At 66.2% G+C, this 12,696-nt stretch carries 13 protein-coding genes; 10 read left to right on the plus strand and 3 right to left on the minus strand.

The window, feature by feature from the left end:
- Positions 1-85: 85 nt before the first annotated feature.
- Entirely contained in the window at positions 86-619 is a 534-nt protein-coding gene (locus AB4118_RS05325) for a putative immunity protein (protein ID WP_441488749.1), read from the minus strand.
- Positions 620-693: 74 nt separating this feature from the next.
- Positions 694-1,113 (minus strand): GNAT family N-acetyltransferase, encoded by a 420-nt coding sequence (locus AB4118_RS05330; RefSeq protein WP_441488750.1) that lies wholly within the window; start codon positions 1,111-1,113, stop codon positions 694-696.
- 87 nt (positions 1,114-1,200) lie between these two features.
- On the opposite strand from AB4118_RS05330, the gene AB4118_RS05335 reads away from it, so the two are divergent.
- From AB4118_RS05335 to AB4118_RS05375, 9 genes are all read left to right on the plus strand, one after another.
- Positions 1,201-2,142: a LysR family transcriptional regulator gene (locus AB4118_RS05335; protein ID WP_441488751.1), complete on the plus strand. Its 942-nt coding sequence runs from the start codon at positions 1,201-1,203 to the stop codon at positions 2,140-2,142.
- A 101-nt stretch (positions 2,143-2,243) separates the two neighbouring features.
- Positions 2,244-2,468, plus strand: a complete 225-nt coding sequence (locus tag AB4118_RS05340) for a hypothetical protein (RefSeq protein ID WP_441488752.1) — start codon at positions 2,244-2,246, stop codon at positions 2,466-2,468.
- A gap of 57 nt (positions 2,469-2,525) precedes the next feature.
- Positions 2,526-3,662 carry an ABC transporter substrate-binding protein gene (locus AB4118_RS05345; RefSeq protein WP_441488753.1) on the plus strand — a complete coding sequence of 379 codons (1,137 nt, stop codon included), beginning with the start codon at positions 2,526-2,528 and terminating at the stop codon, positions 3,660-3,662.
- Between the two features lie 185 nt (positions 3,663-3,847).
- Positions 3,848-4,726, plus strand: coding sequence for a branched-chain amino acid ABC transporter permease (locus AB4118_RS05350; RefSeq protein WP_441488754.1), 879 nt, complete (start codon positions 3,848-3,850; stop codon positions 4,724-4,726).
- Positions 4,723-5,781, plus strand: a complete 1,059-nt coding sequence (locus AB4118_RS05355) for a branched-chain amino acid ABC transporter permease (protein ID WP_441488755.1) — start codon at positions 4,723-4,725, stop codon at positions 5,779-5,781. Before AB4118_RS05350 ends, AB4118_RS05355 begins: the two co-directional genes overlap by 4 nt.
- Positions 5,778-6,521 carry an ABC transporter ATP-binding protein gene (locus tag AB4118_RS05360; RefSeq protein WP_441488756.1) on the plus strand — a complete coding sequence of 248 codons (744 nt, stop codon included), beginning with the start codon at positions 5,778-5,780 and terminating at the stop codon, positions 6,519-6,521. The genes AB4118_RS05355 and AB4118_RS05360 overlap by 4 nt, the downstream gene beginning before the upstream one ends.
- A 12-nt stretch (positions 6,522-6,533) precedes the next feature.
- Complete coding sequence (locus AB4118_RS05365) at positions 6,534-7,271, plus strand: ABC transporter ATP-binding protein (RefSeq protein ID WP_441488757.1); 738 nt, start codon at positions 6,534-6,536, stop codon at positions 7,269-7,271.
- Positions 7,268-8,338, plus strand: a complete 1,071-nt coding sequence (locus tag AB4118_RS05370) for a Gfo/Idh/MocA family protein (RefSeq protein WP_441488758.1) — start codon at positions 7,268-7,270, stop codon at positions 8,336-8,338. Before AB4118_RS05365 ends, AB4118_RS05370 begins: the two co-directional genes overlap by 4 nt.
- Positions 8,335-10,209 (plus strand): bifunctional sugar phosphate isomerase/epimerase/4-hydroxyphenylpyruvate dioxygenase family protein, encoded by a 1,875-nt coding sequence (locus tag AB4118_RS05375; protein ID WP_441488759.1) that lies wholly within the window; start codon positions 8,335-8,337, stop codon positions 10,207-10,209. The genes AB4118_RS05370 and AB4118_RS05375 overlap by 4 nt, the downstream gene beginning before the upstream one ends.
- Positions 10,210-10,316: 107 nt before the next feature.
- Here the strand turns inward: AB4118_RS05375 and AB4118_RS05380 are convergent, their stop codons facing one another.
- On the minus strand, positions 10,317-11,315 hold the full coding sequence (locus AB4118_RS05380) for an MBL fold metallo-hydrolase (protein WP_441488760.1): 999 nt from the start codon (positions 11,313-11,315) through the stop codon (positions 10,317-10,319).
- Between the two features lie 365 nt (positions 11,316-11,680).
- Between AB4118_RS05380 and AB4118_RS05385 the strand changes: the two genes are divergently transcribed.
- Positions 11,681-12,643 carry a LysR family transcriptional regulator gene (locus AB4118_RS05385; RefSeq protein ID WP_441488761.1) on the plus strand — a complete coding sequence of 321 codons (963 nt, stop codon included), beginning with the start codon at positions 11,681-11,683 and terminating at the stop codon, positions 12,641-12,643.
- Positions 12,644-12,696: the final 53 nt, after the last annotated feature.

Here is a 12,696-nt window from a genome sequence, read left to right on the forward strand (position 1 = left end):
GCGTCGTCTCGAGCGCCCCGGCCCGGGTTCCGGTCTCTGAAGACGGGGGTGCGACCCTTGCGCGAACTCGCAGAAGAGCCGGCCACTAGCCCCGAAGTCCGGTGTCGAGCTGACGGAGGAAATCTCCCATGCGGCTTCGACCGGTAGGCACGTTGGGCATGCGCCGCAAGACGTCGCGAACGGCCGGAGGCGCGTGTTTCAGAGCCCAGCGAAGCTGCTCATTGCCGACGGTCTCGTCATCTCCCGCTGCGATTTCGAGGGCCCGTGCCTGATGAGCCGCCGAGCCGAGGATGTGCCTGACCTGGTGCGGAGTGGCCTTGGGGTGCAGATACGCGGCCGCGGCCGCGAGACTGGCGGCCCGGGCGGCATCGGCAGCGGGAGGGTCCTGCGCCTCGCGAGCGGCGGCATGCGCCGCCCAGGCCTGCGAGCGCAACAAAGCGGTCCGCCTGCCTCCATGACCGAATGCCTCCGCACCCTCGATCGCGTCTCGCGGACGATGATCGGCAGGGTATCTCGCTTCGAAGAGCGACAGAGCCTGCCTGGCACAGCTTGCGGCATAGAGCGCGATCTCGCGCAGTTCGTCCTCGCCGAGTTTCATCGCGGTCTTGTCGTCGGCCATCGTCGTCCCCTTGGCGAGACACCGAAAACCCGATTGCGGTGCCAGAGCGATAGCGCGAGTGACAGGCGCCAAGCCTAGAGCACGCAGGCATACATGACGAAGACGCCGCCCGATCCGAACGGCCGTTCGTAAAGCGCGCGCGCCGGCTCGTTGTCCAGCTCGGTTCCGACCCAGACCTCCTCGCAACCGAGTTCGCGGCCCCAGGCGAACATGTCGTCAAGCATCCGCCGCGCCAGTCCCTGGCGCTGCAGCGCGGGGGCAACGGCGACCTCGTCGATATAGAGTTCCGTCTTCTTGTCGGGATGGCGATGGATCACGGCAGCGACCTGCGCCACCACCACGTCCTGGCGAAGCCCGACAAGCATGAGATGGCCCGGCGAGGCGAGATAGGCGCTGAGCCTTGCCGGATCGACCGGCTCGTCGAAAACATCCTCGTCGACGCGGTCGAACAGGGCCATATCCGCCGCGGTTACCCGCCTGATCTCGACTTCCACGATCTGCTCCCCTTTCGGCCCGCTTGACAGTCATCCGGCCCTCGCCTCCGCTTGTCGCAAAACAGGATGGGGAAGGATACGCTGGTCATGCTGACCTTGCGCCAGATCGAGGTGATCCGCGCCATCATGATCACCGGCACGATTGCCGGGGCGGCCAAGCTGCTCAGCGTCTCGGCGCCGGGCATCAGCCGCCTGATGAAGCATACCGAACGCACGCTGCGGTTGAAACTGTTCGAGCGCCGGCATGGGCGCTACATTCCGACCCCTGAGGCCAACGATATCTTCGAGCAGATCAACGGGGTCTACAAGAAGGTCGACGACCTGCATTACACGCTCGCCCGCATCGAGCGCGGCGGCGAGATCGAGCTCAAGCTCGGCTCCGTGCCGAGCATCTGCCATGTCATGGTGCCTCGTGCGATCGAGCGGCTGCGGCGCAAGCATCCGGACCTGCGCATCGACATCAACATCCTGAAGATCGAGGAGGCGCTCGACTATCTGCTGCTCGGCAAGGGCGAGATCGCGGCGATGAGCTACAAGCTCGACCATCCCGGTATCGATTTCGTCCCCCTGGCGGTGGGCGAACTGCTCTGCATCGTCCCCGACAGCCATGAGCTTGCCGGCCGCGCCTGCCTGTCGGCGCGCGAGATCGTGCAGCACGAACTGATCGGCATCGATCCCAACGATCCCTATGGCCGGGTCATGAGCGAGATCTTCAGCCGGCAGGGCCTGGCCTATGACATGCGGATCAAGGCCCGCTTCGGCACCACCGTCTGCTCGCTCGTGCGGGCCGGGCTCGGCATCGCCATCATCGACCAGTTCACCGTCGCGCATGGCTCGATGCAGGGCATCACCGCGATCCCGATCGAGGAGCCGACCCGCTTCCAGACCTATGTTGCGATCAAGAACGACAAGGCGCCTTCGCTCTATGCCGAAACCTTCGTCACCCTGCTGCGCGAGGAGATGAACGCGGTGGTCTCATCCCGCCTGCGCGCCTCAGTCAAGGCAGTGGAAAAGATAACATCAGGTTAGGTAATGCGATTGAATTGGTTATCGCGTTACTAGCCTAAATCGGTTTATGTGACGTATGGCAACGCCTGCGACCATGACGGGCGAGCCAAGAGGGATCGGACATGCCGGCAATCGCCGTCGCCAACAGGACCACGCGTGTGCTGCTCGGCTCGCCGATCGCGCATTCTGTGTCACTGGCGATGCACGCGGTGGCCGCACGGGCCGCCCGTTTCGAAGCGCGGTGCCACCTGATCGAGATCATCGGCGCAGAGCCTTCGGATAACGCGAAGGCCGAGGCCTTCGACAGGGTCATGGCGGCGCGCGCGACGATCGATCGCGCTGCCTGAGCGACGCCCCGGCGAGACCGGGCGGAGACAAGAAACCGGACAACTGGAGGAAACATCATGACATTCAAATGGATCATCGCCGCGGCCCTCGGCGCAGGGCTCGCAACCCCGGCGCTGGCGCAGGACAAGGTCAAGCTCGTCGACGTCGTCGAGCTCTCGGGTGCGGGCGCGACCGCCGGCACCAACTGGAAGAACGGCATCGATCTCGCCGTCGCCGACATCAATGCCAAGGGCGGCATCCTCGGCAAGCAGATCGAGATCGTCCATTACGACACGCAGACCAACCCGGGGAACACCCGCGCCGCGGTGCAGCGCGCCATCGACGAGGGCACCTATGCCGTGCTCGGCCCGGTCTTCTCCGGCCCGATCGGCGCCTCGATGCAGATTTCCCAGCGTGCAGAGATCGCCCAGTTCGTCGGCGGCGAGGCTGCCGGCCTGACCAAGCAGGGCAACCAGTACCTGTTCCGCACCTCGCTCAGCCAGGCTGCGGCGATGCCGAAGATCGCGAACTACCTGAAGAACACGGTCAAGGCGGGTTCGGTCGCCGTCGTCTGGGTCAATAACGACTTCGGCAAGGGCGGGCGCGACGCCATCCTACCCGAGCTCGAGAAGGCCGGCATCAAGGTGGCGGCCGATGTCGCGACCGAACAGGGCCAGGCCGATTTCGCCGCCGACGCCATCAAGATCAAGAACTCGAATGCCGACGCGATCTTCGTCTATCTCAACGAGGAAGAGAGCGCCCGCTTCCTGCGCGCCGCCAAGCAGCAGGGCATCAGCAAGCCGATGGTCGGCGAGACGACGCTGCTCGGCGCCAAGGTCATCGAGCTCGCGGGCGACGCTGCCAACGGCGTCAAGGGCCATGTCGGCCTCTCGATCGACGCGCCGATCCCGGCCTTCCAGGAATTCGGCAAGAAGTACCAGGCCAAGTACAACTATGCCTCCGACCATAACGGCCTGAAGGGCTACATGGCCGTCTACATGATCAAGTGGGCGACCGAGAAGCAGAACAAGTTCGACAAGAAGGGCCTCGCCGATACGCTGCGCGGCGCGACGATCAAGCCTTCGGACGAGCCGGGAATCCTGATGGAAACCACCATTGAGAGCAATGGCGACCTCGACCGCGAGAGCTTCCTCGCTGAGGTGATCAACGGCAAGCAGGTGATCAACGCGACCCTGCCCAAGATCAAGCCGTAAGACCAGGCCTTACGACGAAAACACCTCGCCACGTCATCCCGGGCGACCGAACGGACGCCCGGGATCCAGAAGCGGACGCAACGCGCCGGAACTGGCTTGCGGCTCCATGCGGCCTGCGGCCGCCAGCGCCAGGGGGACGACGGCAGGTCGCAACACAGGCAGCGCCAACAGGACGAGGACGCGCCATGGCTGAATTCATCGCCTATCTCATCGCCGGCATCGCCACAGGCGCGATCTACGCGCTGGCCGCGATCGGCTTCACGCTGGTCTGGCAGACCTCGCAGACGATCAATTTCGCCCAGGGGGAGTTCGTCATGCTGCCGGCGGTGCTGGTCCTGCTCGCCATCAAGCTGTTCGGCGCGCCGATCTGGCTGGGCGCACTGATCGGCATCGCCGCCTTCATCCTGATCTTCGGCGTCGGGTTCAAGGTCGCGGTGGTCGATCCGATGATCCGGCACGGCGTGCTGCCGCTTGCCATCGCCACGATGGCGCTCTCGATCATCATGAAGGAAGGCGCCAAGGACGGCTTCTCGGCGGAGGCTCAGAACTTCCCCTCCTTCGTGCCGACCCAGACGATCTCGGTCTTCGGCGCCTCGATCTCGCTGCAGCATGTCGCCATCATCGTCGTCGCCTTCGCCGTGATCGGCCTGCTGCAATGGTTCGTCGGCGGCACGCGGCTTGGCCGACAGATGCAGGCCACGGCCCAGAACCCGACCGTCGCGCGCATTCTCGGCATCCCGGTCGAGCGCATGGTGCTGCTGACCTTCGTGATCAACGCCGCGCTTGCCGTCGTCGCCTCGGTGCTGATCTCACCGATCTATCTGGCAAAATTCTCGAACGGCGAGGTCATCGGCCTGTTCGCCTTCATCGCCGCCATCGTCGGAGGCTTCAACCAGGTGCGCGGCGCGCTGGTCGGCGGACTCGTGGTCGGCATCGTCGACAGCATGGCGGCGGCCTATATCTCATCCTCCTATCGCCTGGCCGTGCCGCTCGTTCTTCTCGTCGTCATCATCCTGCTCAAGCCGGAAGGCCTGATGGGCCGCAAAGAGGAGCGCCGCGTATGACCGCGCCCGCGACCGAGGCAAGCCTGCCGCAGCAGCGCGGCCGCCTTTCAAGAGTGCCGTCCCTTGCCGCCTTCGCCGACGGCACCCTGATCACGCTGATGCTCGGCGCCGTCATCCTCTGGTTCGCCCCGGCCGGCATGGGCCGCTATGGTACCTATGTGCTCTCGCTCTGGCTGGTGATGAGCATTGCCGTGATGGGCCTCAACCTGACGCTCGGCTATGCCGGCCTGAAGTCTTTGGCACAGGCCGCCTTCATGGGGCTCGGCGCCTATGCGACGGCGCTGCTGACCACCAAGGTCGGGCTGAACTGGTACGCCTCCTTTGCGACCTCGGGCCTGCTGACCTTCGCGGTCGGGCTAGTGCTCGGTTTCCCGGCGCTGCGGGTCAAGGCGCATTACCTCGCCTTCGTCACGCTCGCCTTCTCCACGCTGATCTGGCTGATCCTGCGCAACGAGCAATGGCTGACCGGCGGCGTCTTCGGGCTCTCGAACATCCCGCGCCCCAGCTTTTTCGGGCTCAAGCTCGACGGCGCGCTCGCCTTCCACCGTTTCGTCGTCATCGTCACCCTGATCCTGGCGATCGCGCTATGGTGGATGATCCGCTCGCCCTGGGGCCGCGCCTTCACGGCGCTGCGCGAGAACCCGATCCGGGCCGCCAGCCTCGGCATCGACACGCGCATGTACACGCTGCTCGCCTTCGCCATCGGCTCGGCCTATGCCGGCTTTGCCGGCGCGCTCTACGCTCCGCTGGTCGAATTCATCGACCCCTCGCCCTTCTCGCTGTCGCAGAGCTTCTTCTTGCTGCTGATGGTGGTCGCGGGCGGCGCCGGCTACCTGCTCGGCCCGTTCATCGGCGCGCTGCTCGGCGTGGTGCTGCCGGAATGGCTGCGCGTCGTCGGGTCGCTCTACCTGATCATCTTCGCGACCATCGTCATGCTGCTGCTGATCGCCTGCCCGCAGGGCGTGAGCGGCCTGCTCGAACGCGGCTGGGCGAAGCTCACCGGCAAGGGCAAGATCGGCAAGAGCGTGGCCGCCAACACCGGAGGCCGCTCATGAGCCCGGTCCTCGAAGTCTCGAACATCCACAAGGCCTTCGGCGGCATCAAGGCGGTGAACGGTGTCTCCTTCTCCGTCAAGGAGGGCGAGATCCTCGGCATCATCGGGCCGAATGGCTGCGGCAAGTCGACCCTGTTCAACTGCATCCTGGGCCAGCTCGACCCGACCGAGGGCACGGTGAAACTCGACGGCAAGGAGGTCACCGGCATGCGCCCCTCCGACCTCAACCGCCTCGGCGTCAGCCGCACATTCCAACTGCTCCAGGTCTTCCCCGAGCTCTCGGTGCGCGAGAACCTGATCCTCGCCGGCCAGGAACATGAGGGCACGATGCTCACGCGCTTCTTCGGGCGGCGCGATGCCGGGCTGACGGAGAAGGCCGACCGGATGATCGGTTTCTTCAAACTCGGCCATCTCGTCGACGCCAAGGCGGGCGGGCTCTCCTATGGCCAGCAGAAGCTGCTCGATGCCGCGATGGCCTTCATGGCGGGGCCCCGCCTCGTGCTGCTCGATGAGCCGGCGGGCGGCGTCAACCTGACCATGCTCGGCGACCTCAAGGAGCGCCTGCGCGCCATCAATGCCGAGCAGGGCGCGACCTTCGTGGTGATCGAGCACAACATGGACTTCGTCATGTCGCTCTGCACCCGCGTGCTCGTGCTGGCGGAAGGCAAGGTCCTGGCCGAGGGAACGCCTGCCGAAGTCAGGGCCAATCCACAGGTCATCGAAGCCTATCTCGGCCATTGAGGAGCGACTGGAATGGACGCCCATATCCTCGAACTCGACGGCGTGGTCGGCGGCTATGGCGCCATGACCATCCTGAACGGCACGAGCTTCAAGGTCCGGCGCGCCGCCATCACCACGGTGATCGGCCCCAACGGCGCCGGCAAGTCGACCGTCTTCAAGGCGATCTTCGGCCTGCTCAAGGTCCGCGAGGGCCATATCCGGCTGGACGGCACCGAAATCACCCACTGGAACCAGCGCAAGCTCCTGGAGGCCGGCATCTGCTATGTGCCGCAGGGGCGCAACATCTTCCCCGAGCTCTCCGTGCGCCATAATATCGAGCTCGGCGCAGTCGCGGCGGGCTCGCGCATCACCGATATGCCGAAGCGGCTGGAAGCCGCGCTCGATCGCTTTCCGGCGCTGCGCCGCAAGGCCGACCAGCAGGCGTCCACCCTCTCGGGCGGCGAGCAGAAACAGCTCGAGATCGTGCGCGGATTGCTGCTCGACCCCAAGCTCGTGCTGATCGACGAGCCCTCGATCGGGCTGTCGCCGATGATGGTGCAGGAGACTTTCGGCATTCTGCAGAATCTGCGCACGGGCGGCGTCACCATCCTGATGGTCGAGCAGAATGCCCGCTCGGCGCTGGAGATCTCCGATGAGGGGCTTGTGCTGGAGCTGGGCCAGACCAGGATGCAGGGACCGGCTGCCGATATCCTCGCCGATCCGCGCGTCGGCCAGCTCTTCCTCGGCGGCGCAATGACGGAGGCCGCATGAGCAAACCTCTCCAGATCGCGCTCGTCGGCGCCGGCCTGATCGGCCGCGCCCATCTCCTGCGCATCGAGGCCTCGCCGGATTGCGCACTGGCCGCCATCTGCGACCCGACCGAGGCGGCAAAGGCCATCGCGGCCGAGCGGAATCTGCGCTGGTTCCCGTCGCAGCAGGAGATGCTGGCAGCGATGAAGCCGGACGGCGCCATCATCGCGACGCCCAATGCGCTGCATGTCCCGGGCGCGATCGACTGCCTCGAGGCCGGCGTGCCGGTGCTGGTCGAGAAGCCGCTCGCCGAGAGCGTCGCTGCGGCGCAACAGCTCGTCGATGCCCAGGCGCGCACGGGCGTCGCCGTGCTTGCCGGCCATCACCGCCGCCACAACCCGATCGTCAAGGCGGCGCGAAGGATCGTCGGCGAAGGCGGCATCGGCCGGCTGGTCGCCGTCAATGCGCTGTTCCTGATCAAGAAGCCGGACGACTATTTCGACGTCGCCTGGCGGCGCGAACCGGGCGGCGGGCCGGTGCTGATCAACCTGATCCACGATATCGACAATCTCCGCTTCATCTGCGGCGAGATCGACAGCGTGCAGGCCATCACCTCCAACGCGACACGCGGCTTTGCCGTCGAGGACAGCGCCGCCCTGATCTTCCGCTTCAGCAATGGTGCACTCGGGACCGCGACCGTCTCGGACGTAACGCCCTCGCCCTGGAGCTGGGAGCTCAGTTCGGGCGAGAACAAGGCCTATCCGCAGCGCGAGGGCCATTGTTACCTGATCGCCGGCAGCGAAGGCTCGCTGGCCTTGCCGAAGCTCGATTTCTGGCACTACCGGGACAAGGCCGGCTGGTGGGAGCCGCTCCAGCACGAGAGCCGTGGCGTCGAGCCTGTCGAACCGCTGGCCGAACAACTCAGGCACTTCTGCGCCGTCATCCGCGGCAGCGAAGCGCCGCTGACCGGCGCAGCCGATGCCGCCCGCACGCTGGCGGTCGTCGAGGCCGTTGCAGAGGCAGCCCGAACCGGGGCAACCGTCAAGCCCGCTCCGCTGCGGGTCTTGTCCGGGACAGGTGCAGCATGAAACCGACCTCGATCGCCACCGTCTCGCTCAGCGGCGATCTTGCCGAGAAGCTGCAAGCCATCGCCGGCGCCGGGTTCGATGCGGTTGAGGTCTTCGAGAATGACTTCCTGACCTTCGACGGCAGCCCGCGCGATGTCGGCCGGATGATCGCCGATCTCGGCCTGGGCATCGCCGCCTTCCAGCCCTTCCGCGATTTCGAGGGCATGCCGGAGCCGCAGCGCGCCCGCGCCTTCGCCCGGGCCGAGCGCAAATTCGCGATCATGAACGAGCTCGGCGCCGAGCTGATGCTGATCTGCTCCAATGTCTCGCCGCAGGCCGAGGCCGGCATCGACCGTGCAGCGGCCGATCTGCGAGAGCTCGGAGCCCTGGCGGAGAAACATGGCGTCAAGGTCGGGTTCGAGGCGCTGGCCTGGGGCCGGCATATCAACGACTACCGCGACGCCTGGGAGATCGTGCGCCGGGCCGACCATCCGCGCATCGGCCTGATCCTCGACTCGTTCCACACGCTTGCGCGGCGCTCGCCCCTGGGGCCGATCACGACGATCCCCGGAGACCGCATCTTCCTCGTCCAGCTCGCCGATGCGCCCGCGCTGGACATGGATGTGCTGAGCTGGAGCCGGCATTTCCGCTGCTTCCCCGGACAGGGCGATCTGCCGGTGGCGAATTTCGTCAGGGCCGTCGAGGCGACGGGCTATTCCGGGCCGCTCTCACTCGAGGTCTTCAACGACCAGTTTCGCGCCGGCTCGGCCCGGCGGCTCGCGACCGACGGCGTGCGCTCGCTGATCCAGCTCGCCGACCAGGTCGCGCCGGAGCTGCCACCGCGCGCGCCCTGCCTTGCCGTCGAGTTCATCGAGTTCGCGCTCGACGAGGAGACGGCCCACAGCCTGGCGGAACTCTTCACCGCGCTCGGCTTCCGGCAGACCGGGCACCATGTCAGCAAAGCGGTAACGCGCTGGAGCCAGGGCGGCATCAATCTCGTGCTCAACACCGAGAAGGACGGCTTTGCCCAGTCGCATGCGATCATGCACGGGCCCGGCGTCTGTGCGATCGGCCTGCGGGTGGCGGATGTGGCGCAGGCCATGGCGCGGGCGAAGCAGCTCAAAATCGCAGCCTTCGAGCAGCCGATCGCGCCGGGCGAGATGCATATTCCGGCGATCCGTGGAGTCGGCGGCGCGCTGATCTACTTCACCGAGCCCAAGGGCGAGCTCGGCCATGTCTGGGAGAAGGAGTTCATCGCAACGGCAGATGAGCGCGCGCCCTCACCTGCCCTCCTGGACAGCGTCGACCATATCTCGCAGTCGATGGACTACGAGGAGATGCTGTCCTGGCTGCTGTTCTATACCTCGCTCTTCGAACTGGAGCGCATCCAGCAAACCGATGTCGCGGATCCCGCCGGACTGGTCGCGAGCCGGCCGATCATCAGCAGAGACGGTGCCGTCCGCTTCGTGCTCAACGGTTCGCAGGCGACACGGACGCTCTCCTCGCGCTTCGTCTCCGAGCATTTCGGCTCTGGCGTGCAACATATCGCCTTCAGCGCACCCGACATCTTTGCCGCCGTCACGGCGATGCGCGCGGCAGGGCTGTCCTTCCTCGACATCCCCGCGAACTATTACGACGACCTGGAGGCCCGGCACGGACTGGAGCCCGACGTCATCGACCGGCTGCGCGAGCACCACATCCTCTACGACCGCGACGGCGAGGCCGAGTTCCTGCAGGTCTACAGTCACGTCTTCGCCCAGCGCTTCTTCTTCGAGATCGTCGAGCGTCGCGGCGGCTATTCCGGTTTTGGCGCGGTCAATGCACCGATGCGCCTTGCCGCCCAGGCCCGCGAGGCACGCCCGGTGACGGTGCCCCGCCCCCTGCGAGACTGAAAGGCCCGGCAAGGGAAGGCCGGAGCCTGCGCGAAGGCCGAAGCATTCGTGCAGACCCCGGCCCCGGTGAGGCGCCGCAGGGGGAGGAGCACCGCAGCGCAGCTCACTCACCCACGCAGCATGTCCATAGGTGCGGCAAAATAACAGTAGCCATCGCCCGCCTTGGCCAGATTACCGAAACCCGGCCAGGCAAAGTGATAGGACATTACGGGTGTCTTGTTGGCCGCCAGCATGCCGAGCAGCTTCACGCGCGACTGTGCGGCCTGTTTGGGGTCGCTGTCATAGGCGAATTCCATCAGCGGCTTCTCGAGCAGCAGCACCGCGTGGTGGGTCAGATCGCCAAGGAATGCGAAGGTCTTTCCGCCCGAGGACACCATGAAGATGTGATGGCCGGCGGTGTGGCCCGGCGCCGCGATCGCCTGGATGCCCGGCAGGAATTCCTGACCATCCCGGAAGAAGACGATGCGGTCGCGCACCGGCAGAAGATTGGCGCGCGCGTGTTCGACGAAGGCCTTGAGAGGCGAGCCGAGCTTGCTTTCATCCGTCCAGAAATCGAAATCGATCTGGCTGATATAGATCTGCGCATTGGGGAAATTGGCCTTGCCGTCCGCCGTGCAGATGCCGCCGATATGGTCGATATGGGCATGGCTGCAGACGATGGCGTCGATATCCCCGGGCTTGATGCCGGCCTCCTGCAGGCTCTTCTGCAGGCGCCCGGTCGTCGGGCCGAAGGCCTTCGAAAAGCCCATGCCGGTGTCGAACATCACCAGCCGATCGCCAAAATTCACCACCGGAACGTTCTGCTCGAGGACGACATTGTCCTTCGGCAGGAAGTTCGTCTCCAGCATCCTGTAGACCTCGTCCTTGGCGACGCCGACGAAATTCGTGCCGGGGTCCCCGAGCGGCAGCGGCCCGTCGGAGATGACCGTCACCTCGGAAGGGCCGAGCATGAAGCGGTAGAAATAGGGCGCCTGATTGTTGGAGAGCGGCGCCTTGGCGAAGGACGTGGCGCCGATCGGCATGGTCGCCCCCGCCGCAAGCGCGACAGCGCCGCTGAGGAAGCCGCGACGGCTGGCACGGCTCGGCAAGATCAGATCCCTGGACATGGCATTCCTCCTGAACGTGACCATCCGGCGTCTTGCGCCGGTTGCTGCTGCTGGGCGTTCCGGATGAGGCGCTCCTTGAAGAGGGCCTCCCGTCCTCACGCCACCTGCGAGGATGCACGTGCCGTTGCGTGACGGCCAATAAGCCTTCGCTCTGGCGCGCATAACCGAAAGCTTGGGCGCCCCCGGCAAGAGTGCTTCAGAGAGGGTGCGACAAGACGCTGATTTCACGGCGTTTCGCTGCGCCCCGCGGCGCGTTGCCGTTCAGCCGTTGCATGGCCGTGCCGGGGGTCTCTGGCCTTCGCACGCCGCGGACGCTACCACCATGCGGCGATCATTCATGGGCCGCCGGGAGAGATGAAGCCGCGATGGATCTGCGCCAGCTCCGCTATTTCACCGCGATCGTCGAGCAGGGCTCGTTCTCGAAGGCTGCGACCAAGCTGCGCGTCGCCCAGCCGGCACTCAGCCAGCATCTGCGCCATATGGAGGATGAGCTCGGCGTGCCGCTCCTGCATCGCGGCACGCGCGGCGTCATCCCGACCGAAGCAGGCGAGCGCCTGCTCGCGCGGGCTCGCTCCATCCTCGCCGAATTCGCCGAGCTGCGCGACTCCGTGCGCGGCGTATCGGCCGCGCCCGGCGGCGAGGTCCGCATCGGCCTGCCAGGCACCGTCAGCGAACAGTTCAGCGTGCCGCTGATCGAGGCGGCGCGGGACCGCTACCCCGCCGTGCGCATCCGCATCGCCGAGGCGATGAGCGGCTTCGTACTCGACTGGCTGCGCCGCGGCGAGGTCGACCTCGCGGTGATTTACTCAACCTCCGACCCCAAGGGCCTCGGCATCCACCATGTCCTGACGGAGGAGCTCTGCCTGTTCGGAGCGCCTTCGCTGAATGCCGTCGCGGCGCCGGCCGGGGGCACCGTCAGCCTGACCGAGGCGGCCAAACTCGATCTGATCCTGCCGGGCCAGGGGCACGGGTTGCGCGACCAGATCGACGAGGCCGCGCTTGGCGTCCACGCCGCCATCAACCCGGCGATCGAGATCGAATCCTATTCGCAGATCAAGCGGCTGGCGGAGCGTGGGCTGGGCTACGGCATCCTGCCCCGCATGGCCGTCAGCCCGCAGGCCAGGGCCGGCATCTTCCAGACCTGGAGGATCGACAGGCCGGCGCTGCACCGCAAGGTCTATCTCGCCTACTCGACCGAGCGCCCGATGCCGGCTGCGGCGCGCGCCATCGGCCAGCTGTCCTGGGAGATCCTGCGCGGGCTGGTGGCCGACGAAACCTGGACGGCGACGCTCGGTGAGGACGGCGATCGCCCGGCCTTATACGGCTGATCGCGATTTCCTCTTTGACAGGGGTCGCATCGCGCCCGACCTTCACACCGGCC

It is taken from the genome of Allobosea sp. 2RAB26, assembly GCF_052115465.1.
In the GTDB taxonomy this organism is placed as follows: Bacteria; Pseudomonadota; Alphaproteobacteria; order Rhizobiales; family Beijerinckiaceae; genus Allobosea.